We start from the raw sequence: 18,138 nt of genomic DNA on the forward strand, positions 1-18,138 counted from the left end.
CTTGCTGTCAACCGCCTTGCTGAAGATTTTTACGAAGCTGCTTCTTTCAAAACACCTTCAACTTCAACAACTTACTGCTTTCCCGCTGCGTTCAACGCTGCGAGGAGGCGAATAATACGCGCTTTGAATTCAGAGTCAACACCTTGATCTTGAAAAACTTTTGGACAACGCCTGGCAACTATTGCCCGCCCCTTCCGCTCTGTAGATAAACACCCTGCGGAGCCTGGCAATCATGAGCGATGCACAAAGCGACAAGACCCCTGGCCTGTCGGCGGACGAAGAACAGGAAGCAAGCCACAACCAGCCACCCCGCGCGGCAGTGCTGCACGAGATCATCCGCTCGCAGGGTGACCAGGAACTCGAGCGCACCCTCGCCGCGCTGTGGTGGTCAGCATTGGCAGCCGGTTTGACCATGGGCCTGTCATTGATGGCGATGGGCTTGTTCTACGCCCGACTGCCCGAGGGCGACAGCGCCCAGGTGATCGCCAGCCTGGGTTACAGCGCAGGCTTCCTGGCCGTAATCCTCGCCCGCCAGCAGTTGTTCACCGAGAACACCCTGACTGCCGTGCTACCGGTGATGACCACCCCCACCCTGGCCAACCTCGGCCGCCTGTTGCGGCTGTGGACCATCGTCCTGCTCGGCAACCTGGCCGGCACCCTGCTGGTAGCCTGGGTGATGCTCGAACTGCCGATCTTCGACAGCAAGACCGATATCGCCTTCCTCGACGTTGGCCGCAAGGTCATGCAGAACGACCTCAGCCAGATGTTCGCCAAGGGCATCGTCTCGGGCTGGATGATCGCCACCATGGTATGGATGATCCCGTCCATGGAGCATGCCAAGATCTGGATCATCCTGATGATCACCTACCTGATGGCGCTGGGTGACTTCACCCATATAGTCGTGGGCTCGGTCGAGGTGTCCTACCTGGTCTGGGCCGGCGAACAAACCTGGCGCACCTTCTGGCTTGAATTCGCCCTGCCCACCCTGGCCGGCAACATCATTGGCGGCAGCTTCATCTTCGCCTTGATCAGCCATGCCCAGGTTCGCAGCGACAGCGGCAAGCCGCCCTCGCAGCTATTAAAGAAAGACAAACCACCGGCAAACGAACACTAGCTAGCGCGCAGCTACCGCACGCTGGGCAGACTTGCCCTGCCGCCGCAACGGCTGCGGTCGCCACCAGTTCTGCCCGGCGTGCGGCGAGTCGAGGCTGACCCGCTCGCCCATCTGCGGGGTGCTCAATTGCACCTGCGCGGCATTGGCCAACGCCAGAATGCGCTCGAAGGGCTCTTCCCAGGCATGGATGGAGAGGTCGAAAGTGCCATTGTGAATCGGCAACAACCAGCGGCCTCGCAGATCCAGGTGCGCCTGCAGACTCTGCTCGGGCTGCATGTGTACATTGGGCCAGGCCAGGTTGTAGGCCCCCGTCTCCATCAACGTCAGATCGAACGGCCCAAAGCGCTCACCGATTTCACGAAAACCTTCGAAATACCCAGTGTCGCCGCTGAAGAACAAACGCATCCCCTCGTCGATCATCACCCAGGACGCCCATAACCGACGGTTGCTGTCGAACAGGCCGCGCCCAGAAAAGTGCTGCGCAGGCGTAGCAATAAAACGCACCCCTTCGATTTCGGCCTGCTGCCACCAGTCCAGCTGCCGCACCTTGGCCGCCGGCACTCCCCATTCGATCAGCAGGTCGCCAACGCCCAACGGTGCGAGGAAGTGCTCGGTGCGTGGCGCCAGGCGGCGAATCGCGTCCTCATCAAGATGATCGAAATGATCGTGGGAAAGGATCACCGCCGTCAGCGCCGGCAAGTCATCGAGCGCCAGCGGTGGCGCGTGGAAACGCAAGGGCCCGGCCCACTGCACCGGCGAGGCGCGCTCGGCAAACACCGGGTCGGTAATAAAGAAGCGCCCGCGCAGCTTGAGCAACACCGTGGAGTGGCCCAGCCGCCACAGGCTGTGGTCCGGTGCATCGAGCACCTGCTGGCGGGTCATGGGCTGCAGGCCAGGGGCAGTGGCCGGGCGAGTCTCGGGCGGTTTGCGCAGCAACAGGTACTTGAACCCGATACGCAGTTTCTTCCACACACCGTCCTGGGGCAGTTCGGCCTGGTTATGAAAGCGCCCGTCCCGGTGCGGTGCCGGCTCGCCAGCCGATGAAGCCATGGGTGCCATGAGCAGGAACACTCCGAGCAGCAAGAAAGCCTTCATGTTACTCCACGGGGGTCGCATCAACCGTGAATTGGCTTGCAAGGCCATTCTTAGCCCATGAATGATTGTTCAACAATATTCATACAACTTATGCGATAAACGGCGCACCTCAGAAGAACGGCAACCATGATCGACAACCGTAGCGGTAAGGGACTTTCTTTCGTCAGGCGCATCTACCTGCCGCGCGTCATCGCTCTGGGCATCGGCCTGTTCAGCGTCATGGCCGCCGTTGCGCCGTTGCAGTTACCGCATTGGGTCTGGGCTTTGCTGCTGTTCAACGGCATCGCCTGGCCGCACTTGGCGTACCAGTGGGCACGTCGCTCGGCCACCCCCTACCAGGCCGAACAGCGCAACCTTGTGCTCGACTCGATGATGGGTGGTTTCTGGGCCGCAACCATGCAGTTCAACCCACTGCCCACCGTCACCATCCTGTCGATGATGACAATGAACAACGTCGCCGCCGGGGGCATGCGCATGCTGCTGCGCGGCCTGCTGGCCCAGGCCGGCGGCATGCTGCTGGCCAGCGCCCTGCTCGGCACCGGCCTGCAGACGCAGACCACACCCTTGCAGGTCCTGGCCTGCCTGCCGATGCTCACCCTCTATCCGCTGGCATTGGGCTGGGTCTGCTACCAACTGGCGATCAAGCTGGCCGAGCACAAGCGCCGGCTCAGCGCCCTGAGCCGCACCGACAGCCTTACCGGCCTGCTCAACCACGGCTCATGGAAAGACCTGCTGCTGCTCAGGTTCCAGGCCTGCCAGCAGCAACAGTTGCCTGCCGTGATTGCCCTGATCGACATCGACCACTTCAAGGCCATCAACGACACCTACGGTCACGTCGTCGGCGACTGCGTGCTGCGCCAGCTCAGCCAGGCGCTCAAGCGCAACCTGCGCGACGACGACCAGGCCGGCCGCTACGGTGGCGACGAGTTCTGCGTGATCCTCCCCGGTGCTCAGCAGGCCCAGGCCTGCCTGGCCATGGAACGCCTGCGCGAACAGGTCGCGGCCTACCGCAACCCGCAGCTTCCAGACCTACGCATCAGCCTGAGCATCGGCCTGTCCGCCTTCCAACCAGGCCTGCACACACCCGAACACTGGCTGCAGGAGGCCGACCAAGCGCTTTACGCCGCCAAGCATCAGGGCCGCAACCAGGTCAATTTCGCCCGCGGCGAGGTCACGCCACTCAGGCTGGCCTATCCTGACTGAACCTTCCTCCAGCCCTTGGGCGGAAGGCTGCAGTTCAAGGAGCCGCACCCGCATGGACAGGAATGTCGACCGCTCTGCCACCCGCCTCACCTCTCATCTGCAGGTTCGCCGCCTGGTCGGCGGTTTCTGCGCCCTGTTTGGCCTCGCCTGCCTGATAGCCCTTGGCGCCCTGTTCAACATTGCCGCCACCCTGGACCGCCAGGAGCAGGAGCGCAGCAGCTTCCACGCCACCCAGGCACTGGAGCAACGGCTACTGGCCTCACGCCAGTTCCTCTCCAGTTACGCGGTGTGGGATGCCGCCTACGAGCACCTGGCCGGCAAAGTCGACTGGCAATGGGCCTATGAAGAGAAGAACGTCGGTGAATCGCTATACAGCGCCAGCGGCTACGAAGGCGTGTTCGTGGTCGAGGATGGCGGCACCACCTACGCCCTGTTCAAGGGCAAGCCCACCGACTCACCCGCCACTGCTTACCTGGATGCGCCGCTCGCACCGATCCTCGCGCAAGCGCGCAATGCAGCGCCGGCCCGCGAACAAATCACCCAATTCGTGCGTTTCAACGGCTGGCCGGCGGTGCTCAGCGCCGCCGCAGTACGCCCAGACAAGGACGTACTCGAAGGCGAAGTCCGCCAGGCTCCGGTGATGCTGTTCATCGACCAGTTGACCGAAGCCAAGCTCACCCAGCTTGGCGAGGGCGCCGGCCTGGCCGGCATGCGCCTGGAGAAAAATGTCGCAGATGCCCGTCCGCAACCGCACATCGACCTGGGCGACACAGGCTATCACCTGGCCTGGAACAGCCCGCAACCCGGTCGCCAGTTGCTCTGGGCCGTCCTGCCACCGCTGCTGGGCGTGCTGCTGGTGATGGGCCTGGTGCTGCTGTACCTGTTCCGCCATGCCTTGCACAGCTCCCAAGCCATCGACCAGAGCCTGCTGCGCCTGCAACAGAGCAACCAGGCACTGGAAGCCAGCGAACAACGCTTTCGCGCCGTCGCCGAAGCGGCATCCGACTGGATCTGGGAAACCGACCGACATCACCGCCTGACTTATCTGTCACAACGCTTCGTCAATGTCACCGGCTACTGCATCGAAGACTGGCTCGGCCAGCCCCTCAACCAACTGCTGTCCTGCGATACCACCCCCCTGCTGCCCTGGCTCGACACCCAGACCGACAGCGACCCGCAGCAGATGGCCAGCCTGCGTTGCGTCTATCAGGACCACAACGGGCAAAGCCGCTATTGCCGGATCTCGGCACGGTCGATCCTGTTCGACGGCCGCCTCGCCGGTTTTCGCGGCACCGCCAGCGACATCACCGACGAAGTCGCCGCCCATGCACGCATCCAGCACCTGTCGATGCATGACGCCCTCACCGGCCTGGCCAACCGCAACAAACTCTCGCGTCACCTGGAGCAGGCCCTGCTGCATGGCAACGACAGCCCGCCGCTGACCCTGCTGTTGCTCGACCTGGACAGTTTCAAGCTGATCAACGACTCCCTCGGTCATACCGCCGGTGATGCGGTACTGCAGGAGGTCGCCGCGCGCTTGCGCGATGCCACCCGCGACGTCGACCTGGTGGCCCGCCTGGGCGGTGACGAGTTCGTCCTGGTGCTGCATGGCCTGGACAACCGCAACGAAATCGACCGTTTCTGCGCGCGCCTGATCGAGCGCCTGCAGCAGCCGATCCTGTTCGACGAGCAGCCCTTGCACATCGGCGCCAGCCTGGGCGTCGCCCAGACGCGCACCCAGGGCTTCGATGCCGGCGAGCTGATCCGTTGCGCCGACATCGCCCTGTACCAGGCCAAGGCCGACGGCAAGAACACCTGGCGCTACTTCTCGCCAGAAATGAACCAGCAGATCCAGTACCGGCGCCAGCTGGAGAACGACCTGCGCCGCGCCATCAAACAGCACGAATTCGTGCTGCACTACCAGCCACGCTATCGCCTGGATGACCTGCGCATCGTCTCGGTCGAGGCGCTGCTGCGCTGGCAGCATCCCCAGGAAGGCCTGCTCGGCCCCGACACCTTCATCCCCTTGGCCGAACAGAGCGACCTGATCGTCCCGCTTGGCCGCTGGGTGCTTGGCGAAGCCTGCAGAGCCGCCCGCGACTGGCCCGACGAACTGCTGGTGTCGGTCAACCTGTCCCCGGCACAGTTCTCCCGCAGTGACGTGGTGGCCGATGTGCGCGAAGCCCTGCTGGAAACCGGTTTCCCGGCCCAGCGCCTGGAGCTGGAGATCACCGAGAACGTCATGCTCAACGACATCGAAGGCGCCCTGGGCACCATGCTCGCCCTCAAGGAGCTGGGCGTACGCCTGAACATGGACGACTTCGGCACCGGCTACTCATCGCTGGGCTACCTGCGCACCTATCCCTTCGACAGCATCAAGATCGACAAACGCTTCATCGCCGGCCTGAACAACCACAGCGGCAATGACCGCGCCGTGGTCCAGGCGATCATCAACCTGGGCAAGGCCATGGGCCTGACCGTCACCGCCGAAGGCGTGGAAACCGAACAGCAGCTCAAGGCGCTGGGCAAGGAACACTGCCATGAGGTGCAAGGCTACTACCTGAGCCGCCCGGTGGACCGTGAAGGCTTCGAGGCGCTGCTGGCAGGGCATGAGCAGCGCCACGGTGCCGGCTGAGGCGGGCTCAGCGCAGACGGCGATCGGCAACGATTTCCGGCAGGTCGGTGCGCCGCAGGTACAGGCGCAGCGGCTCGCAGATATTCAGCCGGTCATCCACATGTTGCTCGAGCAGCAACGCCAGGCGCTCGCGGCACAAGGCCATGCGCTGCTCGGCTTCGGGCCGCCAGACGAACTCGCTGCAGGGTGTGATGCTGTCGTCGGCCACGTCCATGCCGAAGGCGTCTTCAGAGAAACGCACGATATGGGTGCCGCGCTTACCGTGGAAGCCGACGAAGCCCTTGAGCTGGTCGGCGGCGTTGCAGATGTCCTGGGAACTGATGGCCATGACGTAACCTCACAAAAAATTCGGAAGTGACGCACGCCGGGCGGGAGCGGCTGCCTCTGACGGGCAACGCGCGGATGCAAGCCTACCGCAATTGCCAGGGTTTTTCAGCCCGGCGGCGAGTCGACCTGCGACGCCAGCAACGCCGCCAGCCAGTTCATGAACGCCTGGACCCGCCGCGGCACATGGCGCTGCCGCGCATACAACAACGACACCGGCATGGCCGGGGCCTGCCACTGCTCGAGCAGCGCGACCAGCTCGCCACGCTGCAGGTGCTCGGCAACACCCACCGCCGGTACCTGGATCAGCCCGAGGCCCGCCAGGCAGGCGGCGGAATAGGCCTCGGCGTTGTTGACCGTCACCACCCCGGCCATGGCCTGGAAGCGCAACTCACCGCCGTGCAGGTACTCGAAGCCCTGGCTGCGCGCCCCCAGGTTGCGCACGTAGTGAACCAGCCGGTGCCCCGCCAGGTCTTCGAGCCTGCGCGGCACGCCGTGGCGTTCGAGGTAGGCGGGGCTGGCGCAGTTGCGCATGCTCAAGTGCCCCACCGGCCGGGCGACCACGTCCAGGTCGCTCAGGGCACCGATGCGCATCACGCAATCAAAGCCCTCGCGCAGCAGGTCCACCTGGCGGTCGGTACAACTGATCTCCACTTCAAGCCGTGGAAAGCGCTCGAGGAACTGTGGCAATGCCGGCACGATGACCCGCCGCGCCATCATGGTCGGCAAGTCGATGCGCAGGCAGCCGGCAAGCTCGGCGTCGTCGGCGCGGAACAGGCTCTCGATCTCGTCCATCCCCGACAGCAGGTCCTTACTGCGCTCGTACAGCAGCACCCCATCCTGGGTGGCCTGCACCCGGCGCGTGGTGCGATTGAACAAGCGCGTGCCAAGCAGTTGCTCCAACGCCCGCACCTGCTCGGAGACAGTCGAGCGCGGCAGCCCCAGGCTGTCGCCGGCCAGGGTGAAGCTGTTCAGCTCGCTGACCCGGACGAATGTGCGCAAGAGCTCCAGCTTGTTCATCCGCCACCTCATTTGTCCTGAAAAGACGAACAGTATTTCCGGTTTCGCTGGATTTAACAGCCATCGACCGATCAATAACCTGTCCGTAACAGCCATCGCCCATGAGGTAACCGACATGACTCGCAAGATTGCCCTTATCACTGGCGCCAGCCGCGGCCTGGGCCGCAACACTGCCCAACACCTGGCCGCCCGCGGCATCGACATCATCGGCACTTACCACAGCAAGGCAGATGAGGCCCAAGCCGTGGCCGCCACCCTGCAAGCGGCCGGAGTACGCGCCGCCATGCTGCAACTGGATGTGAGTGACAGTTCGAGCTTCGCCGCCTTCGTCGAGCGCCTGGGCGACACCCTGCAGCAGCAATTCGGCAGCCAGCAGCTGGACTTCCTGGTGAACAACGCCGGGATCGGCTTGAACGTCCCGTTCAGCGACACCAGCGAAGCACAGTTCGACCAGTTGCTGAATATCCAGCTCAAGGGCCCGTTCTTCCTGACCCAGCGCTTGCTGCCGCTGCTCGCCGATGGCGGGCGCATCGTCAACATCTCCACCGGCCTGACCCGCTTCGCCCTCCCCGGCTACGCCGCCTATGCGGCGATGAAAGGCGCAATGGAAGTGCTGACCCGCTACCAGGCCAAGGAACTGGGTGCCCGTGGCATTCGCGTCAACATTCTTGCCCCGGGCGCCATCGAGACCGATTTCGGCGGCGGCGTGGTGCGTGACAACCCGCAGGTCAACGACTTCATCGCCGGCAATACCGCCTTGGGGCGGGTCGGCGTGCCCGACGACATCGGCGCGGCCGTGGCTTTGCTGCTCGAAGACGGCAATGGCTGGATCACCGGGCAGCGCCTGGAAGTCTCCGGTGGCATGTTTCTCTAGGCTCTGTACGAAGAGCTTTGTGGGAGCGGGCTTGCCCCGCGATGGAGTGCGAAGCGCTCCTTTACCCGATATCAAATAATGTCAAAGCTGCCGCGTTGCGGCAGATCACGGGGCAAGTCGCATCGGCGCACCGCCGCTCCCACAACGTTGGATGACCATACTTTTCGTACAAAACCTAAGCACCACCCAGCGCCTGGTGCAAACTGGCCAATGCCGGCAGCGCCAGGGCCTCGCGGGTCAGGCACAGGCCGATCCGCCGGCGCAGCGCCAGCCCGGGGCCTGGCTGCCAGTACACCCCAGGGTGGCGCTCGGCCAACGACTGCGGCAGCCACGCCGTGCCCAGGCCTGCAGCCACCATGGCCAGTGCCTGTTGCAGCGAAGCGGCCTGCCCCACCTGCTCACCTTCGCCATAAGCGGCCATCAGGCGTTGGTGAGAGGGGTGCTGTGGGCAACTGATCCAACGCCCATCCGGTTGGCTGCCGGTGGCCGACACCAACACGAAAGCCTCCTCCCACAGCGGCAGGAACAACTCGTCCTCGCAGCGCTGCTGCTCGTCGGCCAGCCGCGCATCGCCGGCGCACCCTTCGAGCAAGGTCAGTTGCAGCCGCTCCACCGCCTGGTTGGCCAGGCGCACGCAAGCCTCGACCTGGGCCGGCGCGATATCCGCCTCGATCCCCAGCGTCAGCGGCACCTGTTCGCGCCCCTGACGAAAACGCAGGCGCAGGGCTTCGGCCTCGGCCACCATGCGACAGGCCTGGGCATACAGTGCTCGAGCCTGCTCGGTGACCTCGACGCCACGGGCCTGGCGTACGAACAGCTCGGCCCCCAGGTCATCCTCCAGTTGGCGAATGGTCACCGAAAGCGTTGGCTGGGCCACACACAGGCGCTGGGCGGCTATGGTGATGTTGCGCTCCTCGAACACCGCGATGAACGCCTTGAGATGACGGATATCCATAGTTGAAACCGATGCCAGCCAAAGAAAAAAGCCGTTTTTCAAGGTTCGCAGCGCTACCTAGAATTTCGACCATCGAAAACGATTATGCCTCGGAGGCCATCATGCACAAGCCCCTCATCATCATCACCGGCGCCAGTTCCGGCATCGGCGCCGCCACAGCCCGCCTGTTCGCCGCCGCCGGCCACCCGCTGCTGCTGATCGCCCGGCGCCTGGAGCGCCTGCAGGCGCTGGCGCTGCCCAACTGCTTGTGCCGCGCCGTGGATATCCGCGACCGCGCGGCGCTGGTTGCCGCCGTGCACGAGGCCGAAGCCTTGCATGGCCCGGCCGATGCGCTGGTGAACAATGCCGGGGTGATGCTGCTGGGGCAAATGCACGAACAGGATCCGGAGCAGTGGGAGCGCATGTTCGACATCAACGTCAAAGGCCTGCTCAACGGCGTGCACGCGCTGGTCGGCGGCATGCGTGAGCGTCGCCACGGCACCTTGATCAACGTCAGCTCCGTGGCCGGGCGCAAGACCTTCCCCAACCATGTGGCCTATGTCGGCAGCAAGTTTGCCGTGCACGGCCTGTCGGAGAACCTGCGCGAAGAACTGGCGCCGCACAACGTGCGGGTGGTGACCATTGCCCCGGGCGCGGTGGAAACCGAGCTGCTCGGGCATACCACTGATGAGGGCATCAAGCGCGATTATCAGGCATGGAAGGCCAACGACATGGGCGGCGTGGTGCTCGCAGCGGAGGATGTGGCGGGCGCGATCCTCTGGGCGTACCAGCAGCCGCAGCAGGTGTGCATTCGCGAGATCGTGCTGGCGGCGACTGCGCAGCAGCCTTGATGCAAGTGGCCCCATCGCGGGGCAAGCCCGCTCCCACGCACTAGATACCGCGTGGGAGCGGCGGTGCGCCGATGCGACTTGCCCCGCGATGGCTCCCGATTCTTTTACCGCTCGACCTGATCCTCATGCACCTGCACGCTCGCGGTCATCCCTGCGCTCAGGTTCACCCCCTCGGGGATCTGGTCCAGCTGGATCCGCACCGGGATACGCTGCGCCAGCCTCACCCAGTTGAAGGTCGGCTCCACCTCCGGCAGCAATTGCCCGTCAGGCGTCGAGTTGCGGTCGGTGATGCCCCGGCTGATGCTTTGCACATGCCCGTTCATCGCCTCACCCGCCCCCATCAGCCACACCTTGACCGGGTCACCGACGCGAATGCGCGGCAGCTTCGTCTCTTCGAAGTACGCCTGGATATAGAACGTGGCATCGTCCACCAGCGCCATCACCGACTGCCCGGTGGTGACGAAGTTGCCCTCCGCCAGGCGCAGGTTGGTGATGTGCCCGCTACGCGGCGCGCGCACTTCGCTGCGGGCCAGGTTGATCTTCGCCACCTTTAGCTGGGCCTCGGCCTCGTGCAGCTCGCCCCGGGCAACGGCCGCGTTGATCTGGGCGTTTTCGCGCAGCTCGGCGCTGATCGCCTCCGGCCCCAGCGCGGTGCGCCGCGCCGCTTCGCGCTCACGCAGGCGTACTTGCTGGGTGCGGGTCTCGACCACCGCAGAGGCCTGGTCGAAGGCGGCCTGGAAACGCTCGCGGTCGATGGTCATCAGCAGGTCGCCGGCCTTGACCTGCTGGTTGTCGTGCACCTTCAGCGCACTCACCCAACCGGACACATCAGGGGCGATCACCACCACATCGGCGCGCACCCGGGCATCCCGGGTCCAGGGGGTGAGCATGTAGTACTGCCAGAGCTTGAAGCCGGCGAAGACAGCGAGGATCACCACACACAAGGTGACCAGGATACGTACGGCTGTACGCATGGACTTACTCCTTACAGAGGACCTAGCGAACGCACCACCAGGTACAGGACACAAACGAACAATGCCGTATCGAACAGCGCTTCGTGCCAGATCCAGCGCCCCAGCGGCGTGGCCTGCACCACAAAGCGCAGCAGCCCGGTCAGCAACAGCGCCAGCACGACATAAATCAGAAACGGGCTGAGCAGCACGCCACCCAGCGCCCATTCACGCAACCCCATGGGCGTCCTCCTGCCAACGGCACCATTTGCCCCAGCTCTTGCGCAACTGCACTACCGCGCCCTCGGCCAGGCGCAGCGCATCGCTGGGCGGTTGGCCATGCAGGGCTTCGATGAACTGTGCGCTGGCGGCATCCAGGCGCGCGCCACGGCCCGGCGCCGGGCCGCTCGCCAGTACCGCCTCAAGCGCCTGCAGGTATTGGCGCTCGGCGTTGGCCAAAGGCGCCTGGGCCACGGCCAGGCACATGCGCAGGTGCACCAGTTCGTCACCGATATCCAGACTGTGCAGGCCTTCGTCCCAACGCTGGTGCTCGGTCTGGGGCAACTCACTGGCATGCCGGGCCAGTTGCATCAGGCGGTCGGCCATGCGTCCACCGAACCAGCTGTCGGCACCGCGCAGGTCGCGCCGGGTCAGGCGCACCAGGTCGCCCTGGGTCGCCGCCCGCAAGCGCCGGCCCAGCCAGGCCGGATGCCGCAGCACCACCAGGCGAAATGCCAATACCGCGGCGCTCACGCCAATCAGCATGGCCAAGGCACTGTTGAGCATGCTCGCCACATCGAAATGCATGGTATTGAGCGGTGCCACCAGCACGATGAAGTGCAGGCAATAGGAGGTGGCGGTAGCGCCGGTACGCGGATGAGCCATGCCCAGGGCGCCGAAGAACAGCGGTACGCCCATGCCCAGGCAGAGCATGGCGAAGCTGCTCCATTGCGGCAGCAGGATCTGCCCGACCAGGAACGCCACGGGTACCGCCAGCAGGATCCCGCGCAAGAAGCTCAGGCCGATCTGCGCGCCGTTCTCGCGGCTGGCGAACAGGCTGCAGACCACACAGGTCAGCACCAGGCCGCCCGGCGCCGAGGGCCAGGCGGTGGCCAGCCAGAAACTGCTCATCACCAGGAACGCCAGGGCACTGCGCGAGCCGAACAGCAGGGCCAGGGACAGGTCGCGGTGCGCCGCCAGGCTTTGCAGCTGCTCTTTGGGTGCCCGGCCCTGCTCCACATCGGCGAGCGCCTGGGTGGCCGCCATGGCGTAGTCCAACAGCAACGCCAGGCGCGCCAGGCAGTAATGCTCGGCGGAACTGATCCGCGAGTCCTGGGCGGCATCCCACACCCGTTGGCGCAACACCAGCAGGCTGGCCTGCTCGGGGCTGGCCAGCAGCGTGCGCACCTCATCCAGCCATGGCGCCAGGTGCCCGGCCTCGGTTTCATCGAGCTGGCGCCACTGCCGGCGCACCGAGCGCGAGATGCGCAGCAACACCATCAGCTTCTGGCTCAGCCCCTGGATCGCCTTGGCCCGCTGGCGGCCCAGGCTGCCCTCGAACCAGGCATGTTCGCGCTGGGCGTCGATCGCCACGATGCGCCCGAGGCTTTCCAGCAGCCCTTTGCGCGCCTCATCCTCACCGCCCAGCATGGCGCTGGCCGCCTGCAGGCCGTTTTGCCAGGCCTGCCGCGCCTGGCCTGCCAGTTGCTGCTCAACACGCATGGGCCAGATCAGCGCACTGGTAGCGGTGGCGCAACAGATACCCAGGCAGATCTCGGTACAACGCGCCACCGCCTGGTCGAACACCTGCAGCGGGTGGTCGATCGCCGGCAGCGCAATGATCGCCACGGTGTAGCCGGCCAACACGAAGGCATAGGCCCAGGCGCTGCGCAACTGGGTCGAAGCGGCGGTACACAGGGCCAGCCACAGCGCCAGCGTCAGCAGGAACAGCCAGGGCGTCTGGGCGAACGCACCGATGAACACCACCGACATGAAGGTACCGACCAGGGTGCCGGCCAACCGTGCCAGGCCCTTCTGGATCACCATCCCCGACAGCGGCTGGGCGACGATGAACGCGGTCATCAGCGCCCAGGCCGGCTGCTCCAGGCCCCAGCGCATCGCCAGCCACAACGCCAGGCCGCCGCCAAGCAGGGTCTTGATGGCGAACTTGAGCGCGAGGCTGCTGGGTGCGAACAGGGCCTGGAAGGTGATGGGCACGAATCGGACCTTGCGGGAGGAGACGGTATGAGAAGAACGATAGACAACTGGGGGAAGGATAAAGCGCGGACGATTAATTAGCTAGCTAATCATCTAGATAAGCTGCCCGCTCCCGCTGGGGAAAACCCGAGGCAAAAAAAATGGGCGACCGAAGTCGCCCTAAATGCCTTGCGTGCTCGTGAATCGGGAAGGATCAGCGCTGCTTGCGCTTGTTCGAATCCTTCCAGATGAAAATGCCCAGACCGGCAAAGAAGGCCAACATCAGCCCGACCGTCACCACACCGGCGATAACCACGTTGTCGAAGAACATGTCGGCCCCTCCCTTGGTGTGCCGTCATCCGATGAATGAACAGTAACCAAAGGCAGGCGGGGGGAAATTGACCAGAGTCAATGGTGCCCGGGGCCGGGCACGCGAGGCGGGTGCAGGGTTGACCTGCATCAAGTTTCAGCGTTTCTTGGGTTTGCCCTTGGGCTTTTTCTTTTTCCCGGAGGCCAGCGGCATGGCCTGCTCGAAGGCCTGGCGCATGTCGTTCAGGCGCTTGTCCTTGAGGTCATGGATGCGTTTGGCGCGTTCAGCGCCGAAGTCGATCAGATTGTCTTGGCTCATGGCGGGCTCGACGGACAGCAGAGGCACTCATGATGAAGGCAAGCATGAGCGCTGGCTAGGCTTTGCAGCAAAACACCCCGGTGCAACTTCAGACTTCGATGTCCACCAACAGCCCCTGGCGTGTGCGTTCGCCCAGCGGCGACACGGGCACGGTGTTGTCGGCGTTGAGCTCCTCGCCGGGCACGACTACAGCGTGCTCGGCGTCCCCCTGGTTGCGCTGCTGCTGGCGCCGTTGCTCTTCACGCAGCAGCAGGGCGCGCTCCGCGGGGTCACGATGATGCTTGAGGTCGATGGCCCCTTCGCCGGCGGCCGGTTGTGTCGGCACCACCGGCGGGATGGCTGGCGGCGGCTTGACCGGATCCTGTTGCGAGGTCACCGGGGCGGCGCTGAGCGGAATGATGGGCGGCAGCATGGAATGTTCTCCTGTAGCCACTGTGTCGGCCGGCGCTACGCCGCCTTGAACGCCTGTGGGCAAAGGTGAGCGGCGTATCACAACGCCGCACGGGGGCTGTTACTGGTCTTCGCCGTCAGGGTCGTCGTCCGGTGGCGCGCTGGTTTCGCTCCAGGGCCGCTTGTAGACCTGCTGCCAGACCGCGTCCATATGCTCGCGCAGCACCTGCGGGGCGTTATTCAGCGAGGCACTGTCTTCGCGCTCGCCGCCGAAAGGTTCTTCACCGGCCGGGGTAATCAGCGACTGGCCGGTAATGCTATACACCGCCTGGCCTTCGCGCATCTCGATGGCGATATCGTGCGGGTCGATGCCACCGCCACAGAACGCGTGGCTGGCCACGGTCACTTCGGCCACGCCGTCCTTGTTCAGGTCGCTGAGGTCACTCACATCGGTATAGAAGTCGACATCCAGGTCCAGGCCGGCGCAAGTGGTTTCCTGCTCGATCTGCCAGCGCGGCTTGAACACGTCGGCGCTGGCGGCACGGCCATACAACGTGGCCTTGAGCACCACCTTGTCGACCTCTTCCTCGGTATCCGGGTCGCTGGCCTGGCCGTCGACCCGGCTCAGCACCAGCAGGCCTTCGCCCTCGCGGTCATGGAAATGCACGCTCTTGATCGGGGTCTGCACGCCCAGCACTTCCAGCTGCTCGACCGGAATCGGCGGCAATACTTCGAAGGTTTTCTGTTCACAGGCGGCCAGCAGCGTGAAACTGCCGATGGCCAGGGAGAGGTTCAACCAGCGGTGCTTGGCAGCCATGTTGGCGCTTGGCCCTCGTGACGGGACGGTGTTCGTCGATGAAAGCGCTAGACTCTTCACATTCATTGGTCTGGCGCAGCCGATCCGTTAACATACTCGGCTTTTTCATCGCGGGAGTTCAGGCAGTATGGCGCAGCAGTATCAACCGGGGCAACGCTGGATCAGCGACAGCGAAGCAGAGCTCGGACTTGGGACCATCCTGGCCGAGGATGGTCGCTTGTTGACCGTGCTCTACCCGGCGACGGGGGAAACCCGCCAATACTCGCTACGCAATGCGCCGCTGACCCGCGTGCGCTTCTCGCCAGGCGACCAGATCATCCACTTCGAGGGCTGGAAGCTGACCGTGCGCGAAGTCGAGGTCATCGACGGCCTGCTGATCTATCACGGCATCGACGCCCAGAACCAGGCCCATGTGCTGCCCGAGACACAGCTGTCGAACTTCATCCAGTTCCGCCTGGCCAGTGACCGCCTGTTCGCCGGCCAGATCGACCCGCTGTCGTGGTTCTCCCTGCGCTACAACACCCTGCAGCACACCAGCAAACAGATGCTGTCGTCGCTGTGGGGCCTGGGCGGCGTGCGCGCCCAACCCATCGCCCACCAGCTGCACATCGCCCGCGAAGTGGCCGACCGTATCGCCCCGCGCGTTCTGCTGGCCGACGAAGTAGGCCTGGGCAAGACCATCGAAGCAGGCCTGGTGATCCACCGCCAGCTGTTGTCCGGCCGCGCCAACCGCGTGCTGATCCTGGTACCGGAGAACCTCCAGCACCAGTGGCTGGTGGAAATGCGCCGCCGTTTCAACCTGCAGGTCGCCCTGTTCGACGCCGAGCGCTTCATCGAAAGCGATGCCACCAACCCGTTCGAAGACGCCCAGCTGGCGCTGGTCGCCCTGGAATGGCTGGTCGACGATGAAAAGGCCCAGGACGCGCTGTTCGCCGCCGGTTGGGACCTGATGGTGGTCGACGAGGCTCACCACCTGGTCTGGCACGAAGAACAGGCCAGCGCCGAATACGCCCTGGTCGAGCAACTGGCCGAAGTGGTCCCGGCCGTGCTGCTGCTCACCGCCACCCCTGAACAACTCGGCCAGGACAGCCACTTCGCCCGCCTGCGCCTGCTCGACCCCAACCGTTTCCACGACCTGGCCGCGTTCCGCGCCGAGAGCGAGAACTATCGCCCGGTGGCCGAGGCGGTGCAGGAGCTGCTCGACGAAGGCCGCCTGTCGCCGAAAGCCCACGCCACCATCCAGGGCTTCCTGGGCGCCGAGGGTGAAGCCCTGCTGGCCGCCGTCACCGATGGCGACAGCCAGGCCAGCGCACGCCTGATCCGCGAACTGCTCGACCGTCACGGCACCGGCCGCGTCCTGTTCCGCAACACCCGCGCGGCGATCCAGGGCTTCCCCGAGCGCCAGCTGCACCCCTACCCGCTGGCCAACCCCGAGCCGTATGCCGCGCTGCCATCCGGCGAGCGTGCCGAGCTGTACCCGGAAGTGGCCTTCCAGGCCCAGGGCGAGCCCGGCGACGACGAACGCTGGTGGCGCTTCGACCCGCGCGTCGACTGGCTGATCGACACCCTGAAAATGCTCAAGCGCACCAAGGTCCTGGTGATCTGCGCCCACGCCGAAACCGCCATGGACCTGGAAGACGCCCTGCGCGTGCGCTCCGGCATCCCGGCCACGGTGTTCCACGAAGGCATGAGCATCCTCGAGCGCGACCGCGCCGCCGCCTACTTCGCCGACGAAGAGTTCGGCGCCCAGGTGCTGATCTGCTCCGAGATCGGCAGTGAAGGCCGCAACTTCCAGTTCGCCCACCACCTGGTGATGTTCGACCTGCCGGCGCACCCGGACCTGCTCGAACAGCGCATCGGCCGCCTCGATCGGATCGGCCAGAAGCACACCATCCAGTTGCACATCCCGTATTTGCAAGACAGCCCGCAAGAGCGCCTGTTCCAGTGGTACCACGAAGGCCTCAACGCCTTCCTCAATACCTGCCCGACCGGCAACGCCCTGCAGCACCAGTTCGGCCCGCGCCTGCTGGCGCAACTGGCCGGTGGCGACGACAAGGGCTGGACCAAGCTGGTCGGCGAAGCCCGCGCCGAGCGCGAGCGCCTGGAAGCCGAGCTGCACACCGGCCGCGACCGCCTGCTGGAACTCAACTCCGGCGGCGCCGGCGAAGGCCAGGCGCTGGTCGAGGCGATCCTCGAGCAGGACGACCAGTTCGCCCTGCCGATCTATATGGAAACCCTGTTCGACGCCTTCGGCATCGACAGCGAAGACCATTCCGAGAACGCCCTGGTGCTCAAGCCGAGCGAGAAAATGCTCGACGCCAGCTTCCCCCTGGGCGACGACGAAGGCGTGACCATCACCTACGATCGCGCCCAGGCGCTGTCGCGCGAGGACATGCAGTTCCTCACCTGGGAGCATCCGATGGTGCAGGGCGGCATGGACCTGGTGCTGTCCGGCTCGATGGGCAACACCGCCGTGGCGCTGATCAAGAACAAGGCGCTCAAGCCCGGCACCGTGCTGCTCGAGCTGCTCTACGTCAGTGAAGTGGTTGCCCCGCGCAATCTGCAGATGGGCCGCTACCTGCCACCGGCGGCGCTGCGCTGCCTGCTCGACGCCAATGGCAACGACCTGGCCCCGCGCGTGGCCTTCGAAACCCTCAACGACCAGCTTGAAAGCGTGCCCAAGGCCAGCGCCAACAAGTTCGTCCAGGCCCAGCGCGATGTCCTGGCCAAGCGCATCAGCGCCGGTGAAGCCAAGGTCATTCCGGTCCACGAGGAGCGGGTTGCCCAGGCACAGCAACGCCTGGCCGCCGAGGCTGACGAAGAGCTGGCGCGCCTGACAGCGCTGAAGGCCGTCAACCCGAGCGTGCGCGACAGCGAAATCGACGCCCTGCGCCAGCAGCGCGACGACGGCATGGCCGCGCTGAACAAGGCCGCCTTGCGTCTGGAGGCCATCCGGGTACTGGTCGCCGGTTAAACTCTGTAGAGGTCATCGCGGGGCAAGCCCGCTCCCACGTGGGAGCGGGCTTGCCCCGCGATCGTTTCAGCCTGTCGTTATCTGTTTAGATCCTCCAGCTATCACCTTCATATCCAAATGGTAGAGATCAAAG

Annotated in this window: 17 protein-coding genes; 6 read left to right on the forward strand and 11 right to left on the reverse strand. The window is 65.0% G+C overall.

Annotated elements, in window-relative coordinates; genetic code table 11:
- The first annotated feature begins 232 nt into the window (after positions 1–232).
- Positions 233–1,114, forward strand: coding sequence for a formate/nitrite transporter family protein (locus F6X61_RS08365; RefSeq protein ID WP_153786207.1), 882 nt, complete (start codon positions 233–235; stop codon positions 1,112–1,114).
- On the opposite strand, the gene F6X61_RS08370 is transcribed toward F6X61_RS08365, so the two are convergent.
- Entirely contained in the window at positions 1,115–2,209 is a 1,095-nt protein-coding gene (locus F6X61_RS08370; protein ID WP_153786208.1) for an MBL fold metallo-hydrolase, read from the reverse strand.
- A gap of 126 nt (positions 2,210–2,335) precedes the next feature.
- Here F6X61_RS08370 and F6X61_RS08375 point away from each other — a divergent pair, with 126 nt between their 5' ends.
- On the forward strand, positions 2,336–3,412 hold the full coding sequence (locus F6X61_RS08375; protein ID WP_153786209.1) for a diguanylate cyclase: 1,077 nt from the start codon (positions 2,336–2,338) through the stop codon (positions 3,410–3,412).
- 52 nt (positions 3,413–3,464) lie between these two features.
- A complete protein-coding gene (locus tag F6X61_RS08380; RefSeq protein ID WP_153786210.1) occupies positions 3,465–6,047 on the forward strand; it encodes an EAL domain-containing protein in 2,583 nt (860 codons plus the stop codon).
- Between the two features lie 7 nt (positions 6,048–6,054).
- On the opposite strand, the gene F6X61_RS08385 is transcribed toward F6X61_RS08380, so the two are convergent.
- Both F6X61_RS08385 and F6X61_RS08390 read right to left on the reverse strand, forming a co-directional pair.
- Positions 6,055–6,375: a DUF2025 family protein gene (locus F6X61_RS08385; protein WP_153786211.1), complete on the reverse strand. Its 321-nt coding sequence runs from the start codon at positions 6,373–6,375 to the stop codon at positions 6,055–6,057.
- A gap of 104 nt (positions 6,376–6,479) precedes the next feature.
- Positions 6,480–7,391: a LysR family transcriptional regulator gene (locus F6X61_RS08390; protein WP_153786212.1), complete on the reverse strand. Its 912-nt coding sequence runs from the start codon at positions 7,389–7,391 to the stop codon at positions 6,480–6,482.
- Positions 7,392–7,506: 115 nt separating this feature from the next.
- Between F6X61_RS08390 and F6X61_RS08395 the strand changes: the two genes are divergently transcribed.
- Positions 7,507–8,265 carry an SDR family NAD(P)-dependent oxidoreductase gene (locus F6X61_RS08395; RefSeq protein ID WP_153786213.1) on the forward strand — a complete coding sequence of 253 codons (759 nt, stop codon included), beginning with the start codon at positions 7,507–7,509 and terminating at the stop codon, positions 8,263–8,265.
- 175 nt (positions 8,266–8,440) lie between these two features.
- On the opposite strand, the gene F6X61_RS08400 is transcribed toward F6X61_RS08395, so the two are convergent.
- Positions 8,441–9,220 (reverse strand): LysR family transcriptional regulator, encoded by a 780-nt coding sequence (locus tag F6X61_RS08400; protein WP_153786214.1) that lies wholly within the window; start codon positions 9,218–9,220, stop codon positions 8,441–8,443.
- A 101-nt stretch (positions 9,221–9,321) separates the two neighbouring features.
- Here F6X61_RS08400 and F6X61_RS08405 point away from each other — a divergent pair, with 101 nt between their 5' ends.
- On the forward strand, positions 9,322–10,050 hold the full coding sequence (locus F6X61_RS08405; protein ID WP_125857681.1) for an SDR family oxidoreductase: 729 nt from the start codon (positions 9,322–9,324) through the stop codon (positions 10,048–10,050).
- Positions 10,051–10,154: 104 nt separating this feature from the next.
- Here F6X61_RS08405 and F6X61_RS08410 read toward each other — a convergent pair whose 3' ends face one another.
- The 7 genes from F6X61_RS08410 to F6X61_RS08430 all read right to left on the reverse strand — a co-directional run bounded on the left by F6X61_RS08410 (position 10,155) and on the right by F6X61_RS08430 (position 15,031).
- Positions 10,155–11,024 (reverse strand): HlyD family secretion protein, encoded by an 870-nt coding sequence (locus tag F6X61_RS08410; protein ID WP_153786215.1) that lies wholly within the window; start codon positions 11,022–11,024, stop codon positions 10,155–10,157.
- Positions 11,025–11,035: 11 nt separating this feature from the next.
- A complete protein-coding gene (locus F6X61_RS08415; RefSeq protein WP_110996401.1) occupies positions 11,036–11,242 on the reverse strand; it encodes a DUF1656 domain-containing protein in 207 nt (68 codons plus the stop codon).
- The gene (locus tag F6X61_RS08420; protein WP_153786216.1) at positions 11,229–13,217 is read right to left on the reverse strand and encodes an FUSC family protein; all 1,989 of its coding nucleotides are present in this window, start codon (positions 13,215–13,217) and stop codon (positions 11,229–11,231) included. The genes F6X61_RS08415 and F6X61_RS08420 overlap by 14 nt, the downstream gene beginning before the upstream one ends.
- 193 nt (positions 13,218–13,410) lie before the next feature.
- On the reverse strand, positions 13,411–13,527 hold the full coding sequence (gene ccoM, locus F6X61_RS27400) for a cytochrome c oxidase subunit CcoM (RefSeq protein WP_011532604.1): 117 nt from the start codon (positions 13,525–13,527) through the stop codon (positions 13,411–13,413).
- Between the two features lie 135 nt (positions 13,528–13,662).
- A complete protein-coding gene (locus tag F6X61_RS26955; RefSeq protein WP_167409876.1) occupies positions 13,663–13,824 on the reverse strand; it encodes a hypothetical protein in 162 nt (53 codons plus the stop codon).
- Positions 13,825–13,912: 88 nt separating this feature from the next.
- A complete protein-coding gene (locus F6X61_RS08425) occupies positions 13,913–14,236 on the reverse strand; it encodes an aspartate-semialdehyde dehydrogenase (RefSeq protein WP_153786217.1) in 324 nt (107 codons plus the stop codon).
- 99 nt (positions 14,237–14,335) lie between these two features.
- A complete protein-coding gene (locus F6X61_RS08430) occupies positions 14,336–15,031 on the reverse strand; it encodes a M949_RS01915 family surface polysaccharide biosynthesis protein (protein ID WP_153786218.1) in 696 nt (231 codons plus the stop codon).
- 127 nt (positions 15,032–15,158) lie between these two features.
- On the opposite strand from F6X61_RS08430, the gene rapA reads away from it, so the two are divergent.
- Positions 15,159–18,005: an RNA polymerase-associated protein RapA gene (gene rapA / locus F6X61_RS08435; RefSeq protein ID WP_153786219.1), complete on the forward strand. Its 2,847-nt coding sequence runs from the start codon at positions 15,159–15,161 to the stop codon at positions 18,003–18,005.
- Positions 18,006–18,138 lie beyond the last annotated feature (133 nt).

The organism is Pseudomonas sp. EMN2 (assembly GCF_009650555.1).
GTDB lineage: Bacteria > Pseudomonadota > Gammaproteobacteria > Pseudomonadales > Pseudomonadaceae > Aquipseudomonas > Aquipseudomonas sichuanensis.